Raw genomic sequence first — 21,437 nt, forward strand, 5'->3', positions numbered from 1 at the left:
ACGGCGTCGGACGTCACAGCGGGGACGTCGGTTCCGCGGGACGAGAGGGGTCCGCCAGTGCATAGGCGGAACAGCTCTCGCACCGTGTGATGAAGTTGTGCCGGCACTCTCGGACGTGCTCGCGGAACGCTTCCGCGGCGTCGAGCTCCGCCCGCTGCCTGCGGATCGCCTCGAGACGAGCGGCGATGACGCCGTCGCGCCCCTGCTCGTCGCGGTGCAGGATGAGGCGGATCTCCTCGAGACCCAGCCCGACGGACCGGCAGGATCGGACGACCTGCAGTCGGCGCACATGCTCCTCGGTATAGTCGCGATACCCTGCAGGGGTCCGGTCCGGCGTGATGCCGCACGCGTCCTCCCAATGACGCAGGACGTGGGTCGCGACGCCGAGGCGCCCTGCGGCCTCCCCGATCCTCATGACACCGTGCTCCTCACGTTCCCGCACCTCTTGCCTTCATGTCGACATGAAGGTCTAGCGTAGCGCGCATGACCGACCTCCCCGCCCCGCCCGAGCGCATCCCGATCCTCGGCACCGAGATCGCGACCTCCGTGCTCGAGCCCGAGACCGGCAACCCCGCCGGTGACGTCGTGCTCTGCCACGGGACACCGTGGTCGGCGGAGACCTGGCTGCCGGTGGCCCGAGCGCTCGCACGGTCGTTCCGGGTCTTCCTGTGGGACATGCCGGGGTACGGGAGGTCGATCCGCGGATCCGATCCGCCGGTCGACCTCGTCCATCAGCGCCACCGTCTCACTGCGCTCATCGATCACTGGGATCTCGATCGACCCCACGTCGTCGCGCACGACATCGGCGGTGCGGTCGCTCTCGGATCCCATCTGCTCGACGGCGCCGCCTTCGCCTCGCTCTATCTCCTCGATGTCGTCGCACTCGACCCGTGGGGCTCGCCGTTCTTCCGACTCGTCTCCGAGCACCACGAGGTGCTCGCCGCACTTCCGGAGAATCTGCACGCCGCCCTCGTCCGGGAGTACATCTCCGGCGCCGGCGGCGACACCCTCACCCCCGCGCGAGTCGAGGAGCTCGCCCGACCGTGGTGCTCGCCGCGCGGACAGGTCGCCTTCTACCGGCAGATCGCCGCACTCACTCCGGACCACACCGCGCCCATAGTCGCCCGACTCGCTGAGACCCGATGCCCGGTGCACATCGGCTGAGGCGCGGACGATTCCTGGATCCCCGTCGCCCAGGCGGCCGAGCTCGCCGGCCGGTTCCCCGGGCAGCCCGGCGTCACGACCTTCCAGGGGACCGGCCACCTCGTGCAGCTCGAGGCGCCGACCGAACTCGCTCTCGACCTCCGGCGATGGCTCGGGACCCTGCCGAGCTGACCGTCCGCCGTGAGCCGAGACGTCCCCGCTGAGACGTCCCCACGGGGACGTCGCAGCGGGCCTCCCCACCCGGACCGGATCGCCGTCCCCGTGCGTTCGCGATGCCGGCGGCTCCGCCGGGCGATGGGCGTCACCCCCGCCGCCTATCGGCGTGCGTTCGGACACTGATCGTTCGCACACCGACCGGCCCCGCGCGCCCCCGTGCCGCACGCGCCGGAGGATCTCCGCCTACGCGGCGGACCCGCGCGCCCGGATCCGCGGGTACACCCGGCGGAGGAGCCGGAACCACGGCGACCAGCGGGGCGGGCCGGTGACCCCAGCTGCGCGATCGAGGAGGTCCTCGAGCACGGCGTCGTGCAGCGGACCGACGAGCACCGCCCATTGCAGACGCCGCCACGGGCCGATGCGGAGCTCGAGGTCGTGCACGAGGCGGCTGCCGCGGGCGGAGGGGACGACGACGAACCGGTGGAAGCCGCGCCAGTGCCGCGAGCCGAGGATCGAGTCGAAGGCGAAGGTCACCGCATCCGGTGAACGCTCCGTGCAGTGGTAGCGCACCGGGCCGTGCCCGCCCGCCGCACCGACGAGGGGCGGGCCGTCGAGGCGCATGGGGAACCACAGGTGCACAGGCCACAGCCCGTCGTCCCGGGTTCCGAGCGTCGACAGCAGCGCCGCGACCTCGGCGGCGGGCCGGTCGAGGTCGCGGGATTGCCGGTTGCGGACCCGCACGGTCTCAGCCCTCGCGCGCCGCGAGGTCGAGCAGCATGACGTCGGAGCTCCCGTTGCGGCCGATGACCGCGAAGCCGAGCTCCTCGTACAGGTGGCGGGACCCGTTGCCGTCCTCGACGGCGAGGCTGATCGCCCGGACACCGGTGAGCCCGGCCATCTGGATGAGCGTCTGCAGGAGGCGGCGGCCGAGCCCCTCGCCCTGCGCCTCGGGCAGGACCGCGATCGAGAGCTCGGGGATGTCGTCAGCGACCCAGCCGAAGCCGGGCTTCTCCCCCATCGTGCGGATCCAGATCGCTCCGAGCGCCCGCGGCTCCGCTCCGGGTGCGGGCGCGTGGTCGCCGTCGGCTCCTGCCCCGGGCTCTGCCGCCAGCGCCATGACGCCGAGGTCACCGACCCTACCCCAGCCCTCGATGTAGCGGTTGAGGTGATCGTCGGCGCGGATCGCCTCGGCGTCGACGGGCGGGCGGTCCATCGACCAGCTGCAGCAGAGCTCGAGGAACGGCAGGAGGATGTGCTCGCCGTCGGACGGGACCGGAACGATGCGCATGCGGGGACTCCTCGGGACTGGGTGCGAGTACGCCCATCATCGTATCCGCGCCCGGGACCGAGGTCCGTGCGAGCGGGCCGCGCTCGCTCTCAGCTGCGGGCTTCGGCGCGACGGATCCAGCCGTCGTTGCGCACCCGCCAGCCGAGGCTGATCGCGCGGAAGGCGACGAAGCCGATCCCGAAGCACGCCCACAGCACGTGGACCGTCGACCACTGCGTGAACACGAGGAGCAGCAGGACCGCGTACCCGAGCAGCGCCCCGAACTGGGCGAGCGCCAGGTAGCGGGCGTCCTCGGCTCCCATGAGCACACCGTCGAGGGTGAAGACGTACCCGGCGATCGGCATCCCGGCGGCGAGGATGAGAGCGAGCGTGCCGATGAGGGCGGCGACCTCGGGATCGCCGGTGAACACCGCACCGAGGACCGGGGAGGCGGCGGCGAGCAGCACGCCGACGACCACCCCGAAGCCGATCCCCCACTGGATGAGCCGCCGGTTGATCGCCGCCACCCGCTCCCGCCGGCGGTGCCCGAGCTCGAGGCCGATGAGCGCCTGCCCGGCGATCGCGAGCGAGTCGAGGACGAGGGCGAGCGCGTTGAACAGCGTCTGGATGACCTGGATCGCGGCGAGCTGTACGGTGCCCAGACCGGTGGCGAGCACGATGAGGAGGATCATCGCAGCGCGCAGCGAGCCGTTGCGCACGAGCAGCCAGCCCGAGGTGCGGGCCGCCCGGATGACGCCCGCCCAGTCCGGGCGCAGCGAGGCCCCGGTGCGGCGGGCGGCGCGGACGGCGATGACGAGGTAGATCGCGCACATCCCGAGGTGGGCGATGAGCGTGCCGAGCGCGGACCCGGCCACGCCCATGTCGAGACCGTAGATGAAGAGCGCGTTGAGCCCGATGTTGGAGAGGAAGCCGCCGGCGGCGACGTAGAGCGGGGTGCGCGTGTCCTGCAGCCCGCGCAGCAGCCCGGTCGCGGCGACGACGGTGAGCATGAAGGGCAGCCCCCACCAGGAGATCGTGAGGTACGCCGAGGCGCCGGCGGCCACCTCGGGCGTGGGATCGAACCAGCCGATCGCCGTGTCGATGAGCGGCAGCCCGATGACGAGCAGGACGCCCGAGGTGATGAGCGCGAGCCAGATCCCGTCGAAGCCGGCGCCGATCGCGCCCGGGGTGTCACCGGCGCCGAGCCGGCGGGCCACGCGCGGGGTCGTCGCGTAGGCGAGGAAGATCATGAGGCCGAGGACGGTCTGGAGGATCGTGCTCGCGATCGCGAGCGAGCCGAGCGCCTCGGGCCCCAGGTGCCCGACCATCGCGGTGTCGGCGAGGAGGAACAGGGGTTCGGCGGCGAGCGCCCCGAGTGCCGGGACGGCGAGCCTGAGGATGTCCCGGTCGAGTGCACGCATGACCACCATCGTAGGACCGGGACGCCTGGACGGGCACGTCAGGCCGGGCTGTTAGGGTCGCCCCCGTGAGAACGGTCGACAACGCACGCACCACCGACACCCGGGCCGGTGCCTTCCAGCGGCACCTGCCCCTCCTCGCCACCGAGGTCATCTGCCTCGCCGCGGTCGTGGTCGCCGTGCTCACCCGGCAGTGGTCCGACATCATCATCCCGGCGCTGCTGATTCCCGCCGGTCTGGTGCCGCTCCTCCTCGAGCACTGGGCGCGCACCCCGATCCCCGCGTGGCTCCAGGGGCTCTACGCGGCGCTGCTGCTCTCCGGCCCGTTCCTCGGCAGCCACCTCCACTTCTACGCGGTGTGGGGACTGTGGGACACCGTGGTCCACTTCTACTCCGGCATCCTCATCGCGCTCGGCACGGTCTACGCGCTCGGCATCGCCTACCGGCGGACCGATCTCACCACCCCGCCGTGGTTCGAGGCCGTCGTCGTCATCGCCGTGAGCGGCCTCGTCGCGCTCCTGTGGGAGATGTCCGAGTTCACCGCGGACATCGTCGTCGGGACGAACGCGCAGCGGAACAACACGGACACGATGGTCGACCTCGTCGCGGGCACCTCGGCGGCCCTCCTCGTCGTCATCCCGCTGCTCCTCCACCGCCGGCGCGGGTGGTTCGCGGCGTTCGGCTCCCTGGTGTGAGCCGGCCCGTCCGGAGGGGGCCGTTCGGAATATCTCGCTCCGCGCGGTGTTGTGCCCAGTGGAAGCCGCAGCCTCATGGTCCGCGGAGCCCCGGCCAGATCACGGGTGACGGACCGGTCCGCTGCGGGACACCTCGGCGCCGGGTCCGGCGCGGAAGGAGAACCCCATGACCGACACCGATCGCATCGTCATCCTCGGCGGACACGGCAAGATCGCCCTGCTCGCCGCCCCCAGGCTCACCGCGGCCGGGTTCACCGTCGACTCCGTCATCCGCAAGGAGGACCAGCGCGATGACGTCAGGGAGGCCGGCGCGAATCCCGTCGTCCTCGACATCGAGACCGCGACCGAGGAGGACCTCGCCAAGCAGTTCACCGGGGCGAAGGCCGTGGTGTTCTCCGCCGGCGCCGGCGGGGGCGACCCGCAGCGCACGCACGCGGTCGACTACGAAGCGGCCGTGCGCGCGATGAAGGCCGCGCAGCAGGCCGGCGTGCAGCGGTTCGTCATCGTCTCCTACGTCACCGCGGGGATCGACGTCGACCGGCTCGAGGAGGACAACTCCTTCTTCCCCTACGCCAAGGCCAAGCACGACGCCGACGCCCACCTGCGCGAGACCGAGCTCGACTACACGATCCTCGGCCCCGGCCGCCTCACCCTCGACCCGGCGAGCGAGCAGATCCAGGTCGTCGACTCCCACGGCGAGGCCGAGGGCCGCACGCTCACCGACGAGGAGAAGGTCACCTCCCGCGACAACGTCGCAGCCGTCATCACCCACGTCCTGCGTGACGGTGCCGGAGTCCGGGAGACCGTCAACTTCTTCGACGGGTCCACCCCGATCGCCGAGGCGATCCGCTGAGACCGGGCGTACGAGTGTAGGACTTCCGACGGAGGGTGGTGGCGTTGATGCCATCACCCTCCGCCGAAAGCCCCACAGTTCGGTCGGACGCCCGGTCGGGCACTGTCAGAACAGGGTGCTGATCCAGCGGCGGGTGTCGGCGGGGTCGATGACGTCGTCGACGTCGAAGAACATCGCCGCGGTCATCGCCCGGCCCTGCTCGTAGGACTCCGCGACGAGCTTCTCGTAGAGCGCCTCGCGCTCGGCCGGGTCCTCGACCGCGGCGAGCTCCTTCGAATAGCCCAGGCGCACCGCGCCCTCCAGGCCCATCGGCCCCATCTCCCCGCTCGGCCAGGCCACGGTGAAGCGGGTGGCGTGGAAGGAGCCGGCGGCCATCGCCATCGCGCCGAGCCCGTAGCCCTTGCGCACGACGACCGCCCCGAACGGCACGCTCAACCCCGCCCCCGTGGTGAAGAACCGACCGAACGCGGTGACGCCCGGCTCGTGCTCGGCCTCCGGGCCGACCATGAACCCGGGGGTGTCGACGAAGGACACGACGGGGATCCCGTGCGCCTGCGCGGTCTCGAGCAGCCGCACGAAGGAGTTCGCGGCATCGACGTCGACCGCCCCGCCGAGGTGGTGGTTGTCGTTGGCGATGATCGCGATCGGCCGGCCGGCGACGAGCGCGAAACCGGTGATCGCGCCCGGTGCGTGATCCGGGCGCAGCTCGAGGAACGTGTCCGCATCGACGACGCTGCGGATCACCTCGCGCATCTCGAAGGCGCGCAGCCGGTCCCCGGGGACCACGGCCCGCGCGCGCTCCGGATCCGGGGCACCGGAGTCCGCGGCCGAGGCGCCCTCCTGGGTATCCGGGGACACGGCACCCGGCCCGGCACCGCCGTCCCCTGCCGGCACGAAGTAGCGCAGGTACTGCTGGGTGGCGGAGACGGCCTCGGCGTCGCCGGCGACGAGCACGTCGATGACACCGCTCACGGTGTGCACGCCGACGGGTCCGATGTCTTCCGGCCGGTAGCGTCCCAGGCCGCCGCCCTCGACCATCGCGGGTCCGCCCATCCCGAGGTTCGCGTCCTCGGTGGCGATGATGACGTCGCACACCCCGGCGAGCGCAGCGTTGCCGGCGAAGCACCGCCCGGACACGATCGCGACGAGCGGCACCCGGCCCTTGAGCCCGGCGAGGGCGGCGAAAGTGTGGACGTTGAGGTGGGCGCCCGGGGCCCGGTCGGTGTCGCCGGGCCTCCCGCCGCCGCCCTCGGCGAACAGCACCACCGGCAGCCCCTTGGACGCCGCGACCTGGATGAGCCGATCGGTCTTCGCGTGGTTGCGCGAGCCCTGGGTGCCGGCGAGCACCATGTAGTCGTAGCTCATGACGACGGCCTCGAGCGGCCCGCTGGGCGTGTCGACGAGTCCGATCCCGCCGATCAGCCCATCCCCGCTCGTGCGCGCGATGAGGTCCTCCAGCGAGCGCCTGGCCATCTGGGCGGCGATGACGAGCGGCCCGTACTCGACGAACGAGCCGGGCACGAGCAGGTCGTCGAGGTTCTCCCGGGCGGTCCGCCGCTGCCGGGCGTGGATCTTCTCCACCGCTTCCGGCCTCGCCTCGTCGAGCACGTCGGCATGCCGCTGCACCACCTCGTCGACGAGCGGGTGCGCTTCGTCCCGGGCGGCCTCCGCCTGGGCGGCGGGGTCCTCGGAGGTCCGCACGAGGAACACCGGATCACCGGCTGCGACGGTGTCCCCGACCGCCACGAGCGCGCGCGCCTCCGCATGGGCCGGTGCCGGGATCGGGTGGTGCATCTTCATCGCCTCGATGAGTCCGAGCTCACCGGGCTTCGCGTCGAGGGACACGATCGTGCCGCTGAGCGGGGCGGCGACGAGCTCCTCCCCCGGCCCGGGTGCGGGCACGGTGCGAGCCGTTCCCGAGGCGCCCTCGGCCGACGAGGCGCCCGCACCTCCCGGTGCACCACCGGAACCGGCGCCGTCCGCGCCACCGTCGTCCGCCTCGAGCTCCGCGGCCCGGGCGACGAGCGCTCCCATGTGCTCGTCGATCCACGTCGTGTGCGCCTCACCGAGCGGCGCGCGCTCGAGGACAGCGCGGAGGAACGCGGTGTTCGTGTCCAGCCCGGTGCAGCCGAGCTCGGCGAGCGCGCCGACGGTCCGGCGCTCGGCGGCCTCGAGGCCCGGCCCGTGGGCGATGACCTTGGCGATGACCGTGTCGTAGAGGGCACCCACGCGGGTGCCGCCGCGCACCCAGGTGTCGACGCGGATCCCGGGCCCGCTCGGCAGGTCGAAGCGCTCGATCGTGCCGGTGGCCGGGTGCACGGTGCCGTCGGCGGCGAGGGTCTCCGCGGCCACCCGCACCTCGATCGCGCTGCCGGTCGGCTCCCACGTCATGTCCTCGGCCACGCCGTGGACGGCGAGGTCCTCACCCAGGCCGAGCGCGATCTGGCAGGCGACGAGGTCGAGCCCGGTGACCGCCTCAGTGACGGTGTGCTCGACCTGGATCCGCGGGTTGACCTCGAGGAGCACCCAGTCGTCGTCGGCGACGAGGAACTCGACGGTGGCGAGCGACAGGTAGTGGAGCGAGTCGAGGAGCTTCTCCGCCGCCCGGTGGAGGTCCGCCCGCAGGTCTGCGGACAGTCCGGGGGCCGGGGCGAGCTCGACGAGCTTCTGCCGACGGCGCTGCAGCGAGCAGTCGCGGTCGCCGAGCGCGTACACGCCGTCGGGCGTGCCGATGCACTGGACCTCGATGTGGCGGGCTGCGGGGAACCAGGTCTCGGCGAACACGCGCGCGTCCCCGAACCCGTGCTCGGCCTCCGCCGCACAGCGCGCGATCGCCGGTTCGACGTCCTCCGGGGAGGTGACGACGGCGATGCCGCGCCCGCCCCCGCCGGCGAGCGCCTTGATCGCGATGCCCGCCGGGTGCCGCTCGAGGAGCTCGAGGGCCGGCGCGGCGGTCTCGAGGACCCCGGTCGCCTCGGCGACGGGGATGTCGAGGGCGGCCGCCCGGTCCTTCGTCGAGGTCTTCGTCCCGGCGATCTCGAGGACGTCGGCGGACGGGCCGAGGAAGGTCAGTCCCGCCTCGTGGCAGGCGTGGGCGAACGCGGCGGATTCGGCGAGGAACCCGTAGCCGGGGTGGACGAGCTCGGCCCCCTCGTCGACGGCGATCCGGATGAGCTGCGCGATGTCGAGATAGGCGCGCGGCCCGATCCCCTCGAGCTGCCGCGCCGAATCGGCGAGCCGGAAATGGAGGCTGTCGGCGTCGTCGGCGGGGTGGACGGCGAGCGTGCGCAGCCCCTGGTCCTGCGCGGTGCGGATGATGCGGGCGGCGATCTCGCCCCGGTTCGCGACGAGCAGCGTGGTCATGCGGTGGGCAGCTCCTTGAGCAGGTCGACCTTGCGGATCTTGCCGGTCGCGGTCATCGGCATCGTGTCGACGACGACGACCTCGGGCACCTTGTACGACGCCATCTGCTCCCGCGCCCAGTCCCGGATGCTCTCCGGCGTCGCCGCGGAGTCCTCCGTGAGCTCGACGAAGGCGACGGGCCGCTGTCCGGTCTCCGGGTCCTCGCGCGGGGCGACGGCGACCCGCACGACGTCGGGATGGCCCTTGAGGAAGGATTCGACCTCGGCGGGGAACACGCTCATCCCCTTGACCTTGATCATCTCCTTGGTCCGGGCGAGGTACGTCAGCGCCCCGTGCGCGTCGAACCGGCCGGTGTCCCCGGTGAGCAGCCAGCCGTCGACGAGCGTGTCGCGGCTCGCCTCGGGCCGGTGGTAGTAGCGGGTGAGGACGGAAGGCGAGTGCACGAGGATCTGCCCGGTCTCCCCGACCGGCACCGGCGCGAGGTCGGCATCGACGACGACGATCCGGGTGCCGGGCACCGGGTAGCCGCAGTAGATCGGCTCGGCACGCAGGTCCTGGTCATCCGCATCGAGGCCGAGGGTGAAGGTGTCGGCGGTGTGCGTCTCCGTCATCCCGTAGGACGCCTCGCGCAGCAGCACGCCGGTCGCCTCCCGCCACTGTCCGCGCAGCTCCGGGTCGAGCTTGCGCACGAAGCTCACCGCAGTGCAGTTGCGCAGCGAGGACGTGTCGGCGCCGGCGAACCCGGGCAGCTCCATGAGCTCGACGTAGTTGTCCGCCGGCGCCACGATCGAGGTGACCTGCTGGGAGGCGATGAGCTCGAGCGCGACCTCGGGGTGCCAGCGGGTCATGAGCACGACGGTGGACCCGTCGACGAGCGGGTTGAGCATGCACATGTCCTCCCCGGCGATCCAGAACATCGGGAGGAAGCCGAGTGCCACGTCTCCACCGGCCCCGGGGGTGCGCCCCTGGCCCAGGAGCGCGCTCACCGCGGTGTAGACCATGTGGCCCTGCGTGTGCTCGCAACCCTTGGGCATGCCGGTGGTGCCGCCGGTGTAGTTGAGCGCGGCGAGCGCGTCCCGGTCCGCCGGCACCGGGTCGGCCGGCGGGCTGTCGATGATCGCCTGCCAGTCCGAGCGCTGCTCCGGGTCGATCGCACCGAACGGGGTGCGCGGCACCGGTTCGCCGTCGATCATGTCCGCCATCCGGGTGTAGGCGACGGTGAGGTCGGGATCGACCCCGTCCGCACCGCGCACCGCGTCGAGGAGCGGGGCGAACTCCGGGTGCGCGAGCACCACGCCGACCCCGGCGTCGGCGAGCTCGTAGGCGAGCTCGCCGGCCTTGAACAGCGGGTTGATCGGCACGTACACGGCGCCGAGGCGGAGGATCCCGAGGAACGCGATCGTCAGCTGCGGGCAGTTGACGAGGTACGCCCCCACCCGGTCGCCGGCGCGCACGCCCTGGGACCTGAGCCACCCGGCGAACGCGGCGGCCGAGCGCTCGAGCTCCGCATAGGACACATCGCGCCCGTAGAAGTGGATGGCGACGGTGTCCGGCCGCTCCACCGCCCACTTCTGCGTGTAGTCGGCGAGCACCGCACCGGGCAGCGGCTCGCTGTACTCCCGGGGGACCTCGGCCGGCCACAGGTCGCGCATCCCGGCGAGCTCCTCGGCCGCCGCCTCCCACTGCTCATGCATCGGTGTCCGGGTCATCTCAGCCGTTCTCCGCCTGCTCGGCACCGACCTTGCGCATCTCGCGGCGCAGGATCTTGCCCGATGCGGTCTTGGGCAGCGCGTCGATGAAGTTGATCTGGCGCGGTGCTTTGTAGGAGGCGAGGTGCTCGCGGCAGAACGCGACGATCTCGTCCTCGGTGATCTCCGCGCCCGGCTGCAGGCTGATGAACGCGACGACGTTCTCACCGCGGTACTCGTCGGGGACGCCGACGACAGCGGCCTCGAGGATCGCCGGGTGGGTGTAGAGGACGTCCTCGACCTCGCGCGGCCACACCTTGAAGCCCGAGGCGTTGATCATGTCCTTCTTGCGGTCGACGATGAACACCCAGCCGTCGGGGTCCATGAAGCCGACGTCGCCGGTGCACAGCTCCCCGTCGGGGATGTTCTCCGCGGTGGCCTCCGGGTTGTTGATGTACTCCAGGGACACCATGGGGCCGCGCACGCAGATCTCGCCGACCTCGTTCGGGCCGACCTCCTGGCCGTTCTCGTCGAGGATCCGCAGCATCACGCTCGCCAACGGCAGGCCGCAGGACAGGTTGCCCGATTCGGGGTCGACGGGGGCACGCAGGTGGCGGGGCACGACGACGCACTGGGCGGTGGTCTCGGTGAGTCCGTAGCCCTGCCCGATGTAGTGCCCGGTGCGGTCCTCGAACTTCTTGACGATCGCCTCGGGCAGCGGGGCGCCGCCGGACATGATCGCGGTGAAGGAGTCGAAGGCGTCGGAGGTGAAGTCCGGGTGCGCGAGCAGCGCCATGTAGGCCGTCGCCGGGCCGGCCATGTACTGCGGCTTATCGGTGCGGAACGTCTGGAGCGCGGCCGCGGGGTCGAAGCGGTAGTTCATCGACAGGGCAGCACCGCAGGCCGCGGCGGCGAGGAACTGGCACACGAACCCGGTGATGTGGAAGACGGGGGCGAGGGTGAAGATCGTCGCGGTCTCGTCGAAGCCCTGGTAGTCGCGCAGCATCTGGGCGTTGACGGACAGGCCGCGGTGGGTGACCGCCGCGCCCTTCGAACGGCCCGAGGTGCCCGAGGTGTAGCCGATGATGCCGACCGAGTCGGGGGTGAGCACGGGGTCCGGCACGGACTTCCCGTCGTACTCTGCGACGACGGTGGCGAAATCGGGCTTCCCGGTGTCGTAGGAGTCGGCGAACATCCCGAAGATCCGCTCGTCGTCCGTGCGCTGGTAGTCCTTCTCGTTGCAGGTGACGACGATCGGCATGCCCTCGGCGTAGGGCTTGACGCGGTCGAGGTAGGCCGCGGCGGACACGACGAGCGCCTTGACCCCGGCGTCGGAGAACACGTGGGCGAGCTCGTCGCGGTACATCGGGTTGAGCGGCACGACGACGCCGCCGGCCTTCCACGCGCCGTACACCGCGACGTAGTAGTGGGGGACGTTCTGGAGGTAGACGCCCAGCCGGTCGCCGGGCTCGAAACCCTGGTCGACGAGGTAGGCGGCGAAGGCATCGACCATCCGGTCGAGCTCGGCCCAGGTGGGCTCGTAGCCGTAGTACTTGATCGCGGGTCGGTCGGGGAAGCTCTCCACCGCGCGGTCGAAGAGCGCGAGGGTGGTCGTCTCCTCGATCTGCTTGTTCAGCCGCTCGTCGTCGGCGACGGTCTTCAGCCAGGGGCGGGTTTCGAAGAAGCTCATGGTGGTCATTCCTTCACGTCGATGTGATCGGATCAGCGGTTGGGGCGGGGAGGGCGGACGACCGGGATCGACCGGCGCGCGCCCGGGACGCAGCGATGGGGATCGTGGTGGTGCAGTGGGCAGGGCCGAGGGGAGGCCCGGGGCGGGTGCGTCGACGCACCCGCCCCGGTGGGGTGGATCAGGCGACCTCGAACAGGCCGGCGGCTCCCATGCCGCCGCCGATGCACATCGTCACGACGACGTACTTGACGCCGCGGCGCTTGCCCTCGATGAGGGCGTGGCCGACGAGCCGTGCTCCGGTCATGCCGTAGGGGTGGCCCACGGAGATGCCGCCGCCGTCGACGTTGTACTTCTCCGGGTCGATCCCGAGCTTGTCGCGGCAGTACAGCGCCTGCACGGCGAAGGCCTCGTTGAGCTCCCACAGGCCGATGTCGTCGACGGTGAGGCCGTGGCGCTCGAGCAGCTTCGGGATCGCGAACACCGGGCCGATGCCCATCTCGTCCGGGCCGCAGCCGGCGACCGCGATGCCGCGGTAGATGCCGAGCGGCTCGAGGCCGCGGCGGGAGGCCTCGGCGTCGGACATGAGCACGGAGGCCGACGCGCCGTCGGACAGCTGCGAGGCGTTGCCGGCGGTGACGGTCGGGTTCTGCGAGGCCACGCCCGGGGCGAGCACCGGCTGGAGCTTGGCGAGGCTGGCGAGGTCGGTCTGCGGGCGGTTGCCCTCGTCCTTGCTCAGGGTGACCTGCTTCTCCGAGGTCTCCTTCGTCTCCTTGTCGACGACGATCTGCGTCGACTCGAGCGGGACGATCTCGGCGTCGAAGCGGCCGGCCTCCTGCGCGGCGGCGGTGCGCTGCTGGGAGGACAGGGCGTACTCGTCCTGCGCCTCGCGCGACACGCCGTAGCGCTCGGCGACGATCTCCGCGGTGTTGAGCATGGGGAGGTAGATCTCCGGCAGGTTCTCCACGAGCCACGGGTCCTTGGCGCGGAAGGTGTTCTGCTTGTCGTTCTGGACGAGCGAGATCGACTCGACGCCGCCGCCGACGGCGATGTCCATGCCGTCGTGGACGATCTGCTTGGCCGCGGTGGCGATCGCCATGAGGCCGGAGGAGCACTGGCGGTCGAGCGTCATGCCGGAGACGGTGACGGGCAGGCCCGCGCGCAGGAGCGCCTGGCGGGCGACGTTGCCGCCTTGCGCGCCCTGCTGGAGAGCGGCGCCGAGGATGACGTCCTCGACCTCGCCGCCCTCGAGCCCGGCGCGCTGCACGGCGTGCTTGATCGCGTGGCCGGCGAGCTCCTGGGACTGGGTGTTGTTGAATGCGCCGCGGTAGGCCTTGCCGATCGGCGTGCGGGCGGTGGAGACGATGACTGCATCAGTCATGAGAGGTCCTCTCGTTGGTCGGACCGGCGGAGCGCCCGCCGGCCGGCGGCGGCCGGAGCCGCCTATGGGTCATGCTGTCAGATCGATGAGCGGAGCGAGCGCGCGCCGCTGGGCGGCGGCGTGTCCGAGGATGAGCTCGTCGGCCTTGGCCCGCTTGAGGTAGAGGTGCAGCGGGTACTCCCAGGTCATGCCGTTGCCGCCGTGGAGCTGGACGGCCTCCTCCGCGGCGTGGACCGCGGTGGTCGAGGCGTAGGAGCCGGCGACGAGCGAGCACAGCTCGACCTCATCCTCCGTCTGCTCCCCGGCCTGCCAGGCGGCGGCGACGCGGGCGGCGTAGATCGTGGCCGCCCCGGTCTGCGAGACCTCGAGCCAGAGGTCGGCCATCCGGTGCTTGATCGCCTGGTAGGAGCCGATCGCACGGCCGAACTGGCGGCGTCCCTTGATGTACTCGAGCGTGAGGTCGAAGGCCCGCTGCGCCACACCGTACTGCTCGGCGGCGAGGATGATGCGACCGAGGATCTCGGCGGTCCGCACGGCCTGCGCGGCCTGCTCGCCGCGTCCGAGCACCGTGGCCGGCGCGGACTCGAAGGTCACGTCGGCGAGGCGACGGGTCTGGTCGAAGCTGAGGAACGCCTCGGTGCGCACGTGCTCGGCCGCGACGAGCGCGACGACGGTGTCGGAACCGGTGCCGGCGACGACGAGGTACTCGTCGGCACCCGCACCGTCCATCACCCCGGCGACGGTCCCGGACACGGTGGCGGAGTCCCCGTCGCCGTCCACGGTGAGCTCGGCACGGATCTGCGGGGAGGACGCCGTGAATGCGATCGCGGCGAACGATTCGCCGGCGGCGAGCCGACCGGCGAGGTCGCCGGCGCGGACGCCGACGGCCAGGGTGGTCGCGAGCACGCCGGAGCTGAGGAACCGCACGGGCGCGACGGCCCGGCCGATCTCCTCGGCGACGACTGCGGCCTCGGCCGCGCTCGCTCCCGCTCCCCCGAGGTCCTCGGGCACGAGCAGGGCCGCGAGGCCGAGCTCCTGGGCCCAGGCCCGGTCGAGTCCGGAGGTGTCGGTGTGCGGGTCGTCGTAGAGCTTCGCGACGGACTCGGCGTCGCTGCGGTCGGTGAAGAGCTTGCGGACGCTGGACCGCAGATCCTCTTCGACTTCGCTGGGCAGGAGATCGATATCGGTCATTTCGGAAGGTCCTTGAATGCCACGTCCTTGTCGACCCGGTGCTCACCGGGCAGACCGAGGACTCGTTCGGAGATGATGTTGCGGATGATCTCGCTCGTGCCGCCCTCGATCGAGTTGCCCTTGGCACGCAGGTACCGGTAGCCGGGGATCCGGCCGGTCATCGAGTACTCGCTCGGGCGGCGCATCTCGTAGGTGTCGTAGCGCAGGCCGTCGACGCCGCGCAAGGTGATGTCGAGGCTCGACAGCTCCTGGTTGTTCAGGGCGAAGGAGAGCTTGGCGCCCGAGCCCTCCGGTCCGGGCTGACCGGCGGCGAGCTTCTGGCTCAGCCGCTCCCCCATCATGCGGGCGACCTCGACCTCGACCCACAGCTCGAGCAGGCGGTCCTGGAGCAGCGGATCGCGGTACTCCGGGTGATCGCGCCACGCCTGGGCGACGACGCCGATCATCCCGCCCTCGCGCGGGGACCCGCCGCCGATCGCCACGCGCTCGTTGTTGAGCGTGGTGTTGGCGACCTTCCAGCCCTGCCCGGGTTCGCCGAGCATGTTCGCCGCAGGGACCTCGACGTCGGTGAGGAACACCTCGTTGAACTCGGCCTCGCCGGTGATCTGGCGCAGCCCGCGGACCTCCACGCCGGGGGCGTGCATGTCGATGAGGAAGTAGCTCAGGCCCTGGTGCTTGGGCACGGAGGTGTCGGTGCGGGCGACGAGGATCGCCATGTCGGCGTTCTGCGCGCCCGAGGTCCACACCTTCTGGCCGCTGACCTTGTAGACGTCGCCCTCGGCGACCGCGCGGGTCGCGACGGCGGCGAGGTCGGAGCCCGCGCCGGGCTCGCTGAAGAGCTGGCAGAAGATCGTGTCGAGCGTGTAGATGTCGCGCAGGATCTTCTTCTGCTCGGTCGTGCCGTAGGCGACGATCGTCGGGCCGGCCATGCCGAAGCCGATCGTGTTGCTGCCCCTCGGCGGCGTCTCGAGCCCGGCGGCGGCGACCTGCTGCGCGGCGTACTCGCGCAGGCTGGTCGACACCCCGAGGCCCCCGTCGCCGGCCGGGAAGTTCACCCAGGCCAGGCCGTGGTCGTAGAGGACTCCGTAGCGCTCACCGGCGCTCATCCCGTCCGTCGTGGCGGCCTGTGCCGCCGCGACCGCCTCGTCGATGCGCCGCTGCTGGGCGCTCAGGGGTTCGGCGCTCAATTCTTCGGCCCTCCTGCGACGTAGATGACCTGGCCGGACACGAAGCCGGCGCCCTCGCTGGCGAGGAAGGAGGCGGTGTGGGCGATGTCCTCGGGCTTGCCGGTGCGGGCGACCGGGATCTGCTTGGCCGCACCCGCGGTGAAGTCCTCGAAGGAGATCCCGACCCGCTCTGCGGTGGCCTTCGTCATGTCGGTCTCGATGAAGCCGGGGGCGATCGCGTTCGCGGTCACGCCGAACTTGCCGAGCTCGATCGCGTAGGTCTTCGTCAGGCCCTGGATGCCGGCCTTGGCCGCGGAGTAGTTCGCCTGACCGCGGTTGCCGAGCGCCGAGGTCGACGACATCGAGATGATGCGCCCGAACTTCTCCTCGACCATGTGCTTCTGGCACGCCTTCGTGATGAGGAAGTTGCCGGTGAGGTGGACGCCGAGCACCACCTGGAACTCCTGCGGGGTCATCTTGAACAGCATGTTGTCCTTGATGATGCCGGCGTTGTTGACGAGCACGGTCGGCGGGCCGAGGGTCGAGGCGACGGAGGCGACGGCCTGCTCGACGGCGGCCTCGTCGGTGATGTCGGCGCCGATCGCCGTCGCCTCGCCGCCGGCGGCGACGATCCGGTCGACGACCTGCTGGGCGTCCGCCTCATTGAGGTCGAGGACGGCGACCTTCATACCGTCCGCGGCGAGCCGTTCGCTCACGGCGGCACCGATGCCGCGGGCTCCGCCGGTGACGATCGCTGTGCGCTGGGTCATGGGTTTCTCCTTCGAATGCTGGTGGAAGTCGGTGGTGCCGCGGCCCCGGCGATGGCCGGGACCGCGGCTGCGGCGGTGCTCAGGAGCGGTACTTCTTGAGCTCCTTGCGGGCGATCGTCATCTTGTGGACCTCATCGGGTCCGTCGACGATCCGCAGGGTGCGGGCGTGGGCGTACATCTCCGCGAGCGGGAAGTCCCCGGTCACACCGCCGCCGCCGTGCACCTGGATGGCCCGGTCGATGACGTTGAGGGCGGCCTTGGGGGCGGCGACCTTGATCTCCGAGATCAGGGTGCGCGCCTCCTTGTTGCCGACCTTGTCCATCATGTCCGCGGCGTGGAGGGTGAGCAGGCGGGCCTGGTCGATCTCGACGCGGGATTCGGCGATCCAGTCCTGGATGTTCGCCTTCTCCGACAGCTTGGTGCCGAACAGCACGCGGGACTCCGCCCGGCGGCACATGAACTCGAGGGCGCGCTCGGCCATGCCGATGGCTCGCATGCAGTGGTGGATGCGGCCCGGGCCGAGGCGGGCCTGGCTGATGGCGAATCCCTCGCCCTCGCCCTTGAGGACGTCCTTGGACGGCACGCGGACGTTCTCGAAGAGCACCTCGGCGTGGCCCTCGCGGTCCTCGTAGCCGAACACGGTGAGGTTGCGCTTGACGGTGACGCCGGGGGCGTCGATCGGCACGACCATCATCGACTGCTGGCGGTGGGTCTCCGCGTTCGGGTCGGTCTTGCCCATGACGATGAGGACCTTGATGAACGGGTGGCAGCCGTTCGAGGTGAACCACTTGCGGCCGTTGAGGACGTACTCGTCGCCGTCCTTCTCCATCGTCATCTCGATGTTCGTCGCGTCCGCGCTCGCGACGGCGGGCTCGGTCATCGCGAAGCCGGAGGCGATCTTCCCGTCGAGCAGCGGACGCAGGTACTTCTCCTTGTGCTCCTCGGTGCCGAAGAGCGTGAACACCTCCATGTTGCCGGTGTCCGGGGCGTTGCAGTTCGTCGCCTCCGGGGCGAGGTGGATCGAGCGGCCCATGATCTCGGCGAGCGGGGCGTACTCGAGGTTCGTCAGGCCTGGGCCCCACTCCTCGTGCGGGTGGAACAGGTTCCACAGACCGCGCTTGCGGGCCTCGACCTTGAGGTCCTCGAGGATCTGCGGCTGGGTGTGCGGACTGTCGGCGGCCGCCATCTGCTCCTCGTAGACGGATTCGGCCGGGTAGACGTGCTCGTCCATGAAGGCGAGCAGGTCCTCGCGGTACTTCTTGGCGCGTGCGGTCTCTTCGAACATGGTCACTCCTGTGTGGGGTGTCGGGTGCGTCAGCGGGTGGGGTGATGGGTGGCGGGTGCGTGGTGGACGGTGCCCGGCGGCGGGCCGCTCAGCTCGCGGATCCGCCGGCGAGTGTGCGGCGGTAGCGGCGCATGCCGCGCAGCCAGCGGTCGTAGTCGGAGCCCTTCATGCGGTACATGTCGAGCACCTCGGGGTGCGGGAGGATGAGGAAGGTCTCGGATTCGACCGCGGCGAGCACGACCTCGGCGACCTCGGCGGGCTCGAGCACCCGCCCGGCAGACGTCACGGCCTTGTTCGCCGTCCGGTCCGCCGCGTCCGCGGCGCGCTCCCCGCCGGTGAGCAGCGGGGTGTTGACGCCCATCGGGCACAGGCAGGAGACGCGGATGCCGTCGTCGCCGTAGGTGATGTTGAGCCACTCGGCGAAGCCGACGGCCGCGTGCTTGGTGGTCGAGTAGCCGGCCTGGCCGATCTGGGTGAGGAGTCCCGCAGCCGATGACGTGGACACGAAGTACCCCTCACCGCGGGCCTGCCAGCCGGGGACGAGGGCCTTGGCCGCACGGATGTGGGCGCGGACGTTGATGTCGAACACGCGATCCCACTCGTCCTCGTCCTCGCCGATCCCGGTGGGGCCGACGATGCCGGCGTTGGCGAAGTAGAGATCGACGGGCCCGTGGGCGGCCTCGGCGGCGGCGAGGAGCTCGGTGACCCCGTCGGCGGCAGCGACGTCGCCCTGCCAGGAGGCGGCGCCGATCTCCTCGGCGACCTGGCCGACGGTGGGGGCGATGTCCGCGATGAGCACGCGCGCGCCGTGGCGGATGAGCTCCTCCGCGAGGGCTCGCCCGATCCCGCCGGCGCCGCCCGTGACGACTGCGGTCTTCGAGTTCACATCCATGTGGTTCCTCTCCGATTGAAAACGGTGACGTCCTTGTGACCGACCTCACCATCTATCTATAGTTGAGGCAGGCCTCAATTTCAAGCCTGACCAAACATTCGTTCGTCACGAATTCATCGACACCGATCCAATGGAGGGCCGGATGGGCGCCAAAGCCGAGCGCACCCGAGCGAACCTCGTGCAGGCCGCGCGCGCCGTCTTCGCCGAACAGGGGTACTTCGACACCAAGCTCTCCGACATCACCGACCGCGCCGGCTGCTCGACCGGCACCCTCTACACGTATTTCCGCAACCGCGAGGACATCCTCGCTGCGATCATCGAGAGCGCCTACACCCCGGTCCTCTCCCCCGACCACTCCGGTGAGGTCGTCCTCGACCGGGTGTCGCGGATCCGGCGGGCCAACCGCGAATACATCGAGTCCTACCGGGAGAACGCCGACCTCATGGGGCTCATGGACCAGGTGGCGCACGTCGATGCCGGCATCCGCGAGGTGCGGCTGCGCCGGGCGCGGGCCTTCGTCGAACGCAACGCCCAGGGCATCGCGAAGCTCCAGGAGACGGGGGCGGTCGACCCGCACCTCGACCCGCTGCTCGTGTCCCAGGCGCTGTCCTCGATGGTGAGCCGGATGTGCTTCCACATCTTCGTCGACGATCGCGAGAACCCCCGCTTCCGCACCTCGCAGGGGATCGATGAGCTCGTCGACACGCTCACCACGCTGTGGGTCAACGCGCTCGGGCTCAGCGCCGAGCCGGACGCCGACGCCCGCATCTGCACCACCGGAACCCGCCCCACCGACTCGTCGGCACCTGCCGACACCCGTCCCACCGACATCACCGTCCCGACAGGAGTCTCATGACCGCACCCGCCCCCTCGACCGCCTCCGCAGCGCCGCGGAACCCCGTCGACGCCTTCATCGCCAATGCCGCGGCGGACCCGAGCGCCGTCGCGGTGCGCGGGCCGCGGCGGGCCGACCGGGTGGAGCTCACCCGCGCCGGCCTCGTCACCGCGATCGCCCGGGCCGCCGAGCGGTTCTCCGCCGCCGGTCTCGCCGCCGGGGACCGGATCGTCCTCATCGCCCCGACCTGCCCGGAGTTCCTCGCGGAGTTCTTCGGCGCGCAGGCGCTCGGGATCGCCGTCGTCGCGGTGAACCCGCTGTCCACCCAGCGCGAGCTCGACTTCTTCATCACCGACTCCGGCGCCCGGCTCGTCCTCGCCCACCCGGCCGTCGCCGAGGCCGGACGGGCATCCGCCTCGACCACGGGGACCCGCTTCGAGACCATCGAGCCGCTCGCCGGCGACCCCGAGCCGGTCAGCGATCCGGCGGACTTCGCACCGCTGCCGCGCGACCCCGGCGATCTCGCCGCACTGCTCTACACCTCGGGCACCACGGGCAGGCCCAAGGGTGCGATGATCACCGTCGGCAACCTGCTCGCCGTCGCCGAGGTCGGCCGGCAGATCTCCGGCATGGGGCCCGAGGACCGCTCGGGCACCGCGCTGCCGCTGTTCCACGTGTTCGGGCTCGCCTCGGTCGCGACGGTGTCGCTGACCAGCGGCGTGCCGCTCACCCTGCTGCCGCGGTTCGACGCCCGCGAGCTCTACGACACGATCATCGACGACCGGCTCACCGTGGTCGCCGGGGTGCCGACGATGTGGAACGCGATCCTCCGCGTCGAGTCGGACCGGGTGCCCACGACGCTGCGGCTCGCCCTGTCCGGCGGCGCCTCGATCGCCGTGGAGCTCATGCGGCAGTTCGAGACCCGGTTCGAGGCGCAGATCGCGGATGGGTACGGACTCACCGAGACGAGCGCCTTCGGCACCTTCAACCCGTGGAACGGGCGGATCGTCCCCGGCTCGGTCGGAGTGCCGGTACCGCAGCTCGAGGTGCGGGTCGTCGGCCCGGACGGTGCGGACTGCGCCGTCGACGAGGTCGGCGAGGTGTACCTGCGCGGCACGATGGTCATGGCCGGGTACTGGAACAATCCCGAAGCGACCGCGGCGGCCTTCGACGAGCACGGCTTCTTCCGTACCGGGGACCTCGGCCGGCTCGATGCCGACGGCTACCTCTCCATCGTCGACCGGATCAAGGACCTCATCATCCACGGCGGCTACAACGTCTACCCACGCGAGGTCGAGGAGGTGCTCTACGAGCATCCGAAGGTCCTCGAGGCCGCCGTGATCGGCAGCCCCGACGAGCACTACGGGCAGACGGTGACAGCGGTGATCGCCCCGATGCCCGGGCAGACGCTGACGGAGGCCGAGGTCGAGGCCTTCTGCCGCGAGCAGCTCGCAGCCTACAAGATCCCGCGGATCATCCGGTTCGTCGACGCCCTGCCGAAGGGCCCCACGGGGAAGATCCGGAAGCGCGACATCACCCCCTGAGACCGCAATTTCAGGAGGTTCCTGAGAGCATTTCCGCCGTTCTCCGCAATCTCAACCGACCCGATCGAGATCGCAGAATCGT

General features: G+C 71.2%; 18 protein-coding genes. 5 read left to right on the forward strand and 13 right to left on the reverse strand.

Annotation, left to right across the window (positions count from 1 at the left end):
* Positions 1–13: 13 nt before the first annotated feature.
* On the reverse strand, positions 14–415 hold the full coding sequence (locus AB0I45_RS13020; RefSeq protein ID WP_345032522.1) for a MerR family transcriptional regulator: 402 nt from the start codon (positions 413–415) through the stop codon (positions 14–16).
* Between the two features lie 68 nt (positions 416–483).
* Here AB0I45_RS13020 and AB0I45_RS13025 point away from each other — a divergent pair, with 68 nt between their 5' ends.
* Positions 484–1,164 (forward strand): alpha/beta hydrolase, encoded by a 681-nt coding sequence (locus AB0I45_RS13025; protein ID WP_345032520.1) that lies wholly within the window; start codon positions 484–486, stop codon positions 1,162–1,164.
* Positions 1,165–1,563: 399 nt separating this feature from the next.
* Here the strand turns inward: AB0I45_RS13025 and AB0I45_RS13030 are convergent, their stop codons facing one another.
* The 3 genes from AB0I45_RS13030 to AB0I45_RS13040 form a co-directional block, all read right to left on the reverse strand.
* The gene (locus AB0I45_RS13030; protein ID WP_345032518.1) at positions 1,564–2,061 is read right to left on the reverse strand and encodes a hypothetical protein; all 498 of its coding nucleotides are present in this window, start codon (positions 2,059–2,061) and stop codon (positions 1,564–1,566) included.
* A 4-nt stretch (positions 2,062–2,065) separates the two neighbouring features.
* A complete protein-coding gene (locus AB0I45_RS13035) occupies positions 2,066–2,608 on the reverse strand; it encodes a GNAT family N-acetyltransferase (RefSeq protein WP_137319993.1) in 543 nt (180 codons plus the stop codon).
* A gap of 89 nt (positions 2,609–2,697) precedes the next feature.
* Positions 2,698–4,008, reverse strand: coding sequence for an MATE family efflux transporter (locus AB0I45_RS13040; RefSeq protein WP_345032516.1), 1,311 nt, complete (start codon positions 4,006–4,008; stop codon positions 2,698–2,700).
* A 65-nt stretch (positions 4,009–4,073) separates the two neighbouring features.
* Between AB0I45_RS13040 and AB0I45_RS13045 the strand changes: the two genes are divergently transcribed.
* Positions 4,074–4,700, forward strand: a complete 627-nt coding sequence (locus AB0I45_RS13045) for a hypothetical protein (RefSeq protein WP_345032514.1) — start codon at positions 4,074–4,076, stop codon at positions 4,698–4,700.
* 166 nt (positions 4,701–4,866) lie between these two features.
* Entirely contained in the window at positions 4,867–5,553 is a 687-nt protein-coding gene (locus tag AB0I45_RS13050; RefSeq protein WP_345032512.1) for an SDR family oxidoreductase, read from the forward strand.
* A 105-nt stretch (positions 5,554–5,658) separates the two neighbouring features.
* Here AB0I45_RS13050 and AB0I45_RS13055 read toward each other — a convergent pair whose 3' ends face one another.
* The 9 genes from AB0I45_RS13055 to AB0I45_RS13095 form a co-directional block, all read right to left on the reverse strand.
* Complete coding sequence (locus AB0I45_RS13055) at positions 5,659–8,916, reverse strand: carboxyl transferase domain-containing protein (RefSeq protein ID WP_345032510.1); 3,258 nt, start codon at positions 8,914–8,916, stop codon at positions 5,659–5,661.
* Positions 8,913–10,625 carry an AMP-binding protein gene (locus AB0I45_RS13060; RefSeq protein WP_345032508.1) on the reverse strand — a complete coding sequence of 571 codons (1,713 nt, stop codon included), beginning with the start codon at positions 10,623–10,625 and terminating at the stop codon, positions 8,913–8,915. The genes AB0I45_RS13055 and AB0I45_RS13060 overlap by 4 nt, the downstream gene beginning before the upstream one ends.
* A 1-nt stretch (position 10,626) precedes the next feature.
* Complete coding sequence (locus tag AB0I45_RS13065; protein WP_345032506.1) at positions 10,627–12,294, reverse strand: AMP-binding protein; 1,668 nt, start codon at positions 12,292–12,294, stop codon at positions 10,627–10,629.
* Positions 12,295–12,472: 178 nt separating this feature from the next.
* Complete coding sequence (locus AB0I45_RS13070) at positions 12,473–13,672, reverse strand: acetyl-CoA C-acyltransferase (RefSeq protein ID WP_137319999.1); 1,200 nt, start codon at positions 13,670–13,672, stop codon at positions 12,473–12,475.
* A gap of 69 nt (positions 13,673–13,741) precedes the next feature.
* Entirely contained in the window at positions 13,742–14,863 is a 1,122-nt protein-coding gene (locus tag AB0I45_RS13075; protein ID WP_345032502.1) for an acyl-CoA dehydrogenase family protein, read from the reverse strand.
* A complete protein-coding gene (locus AB0I45_RS13080; RefSeq protein WP_345032500.1) occupies positions 14,860–16,050 on the reverse strand; it encodes an acyl-CoA dehydrogenase family protein in 1,191 nt (396 codons plus the stop codon). Before AB0I45_RS13080 ends, AB0I45_RS13075 begins: the two co-directional genes overlap by 4 nt.
* The gene (locus AB0I45_RS13085) at positions 16,047–16,799 is read right to left on the reverse strand and encodes an SDR family NAD(P)-dependent oxidoreductase (protein WP_247618998.1); all 753 of its coding nucleotides are present in this window, start codon (positions 16,797–16,799) and stop codon (positions 16,047–16,049) included. Before AB0I45_RS13085 ends, AB0I45_RS13080 begins: the two co-directional genes overlap by 4 nt.
* A gap of 79 nt (positions 16,800–16,878) precedes the next feature.
* Positions 16,879–18,084 (reverse strand): acyl-CoA dehydrogenase family protein, encoded by a 1,206-nt coding sequence (locus tag AB0I45_RS13090; RefSeq protein ID WP_345032497.1) that lies wholly within the window; start codon positions 18,082–18,084, stop codon positions 16,879–16,881.
* Between the two features lie 88 nt (positions 18,085–18,172).
* Positions 18,173–18,976, reverse strand: a complete 804-nt coding sequence (locus AB0I45_RS13095) for an SDR family oxidoreductase (RefSeq protein ID WP_345032495.1) — start codon at positions 18,974–18,976, stop codon at positions 18,173–18,175.
* 142 nt (positions 18,977–19,118) lie between these two features.
* Here AB0I45_RS13095 and AB0I45_RS13100 point away from each other — a divergent pair, with 142 nt between their 5' ends.
* Together AB0I45_RS13100 and AB0I45_RS13105 are read left to right on the forward strand one after the other, a co-directional pair.
* Entirely contained in the window at positions 19,119–19,832 is a 714-nt protein-coding gene (locus AB0I45_RS13100) for a TetR/AcrR family transcriptional regulator (protein WP_217494865.1), read from the forward strand.
* Positions 19,829–21,355: an AMP-binding protein gene (locus AB0I45_RS13105; protein WP_345032493.1), complete on the forward strand. Its 1,527-nt coding sequence runs from the start codon at positions 19,829–19,831 to the stop codon at positions 21,353–21,355. Before AB0I45_RS13100 ends, AB0I45_RS13105 begins: the two co-directional genes overlap by 4 nt.
* Positions 21,356–21,437 lie beyond the last annotated feature (82 nt).

Source organism: Brevibacterium sp. NPDC049920, from assembly GCF_040656435.1.
Lineage (GTDB): Bacteria > Actinomycetota > Actinomycetes > Actinomycetales > Brevibacteriaceae > Brevibacterium > Brevibacterium pityocampae.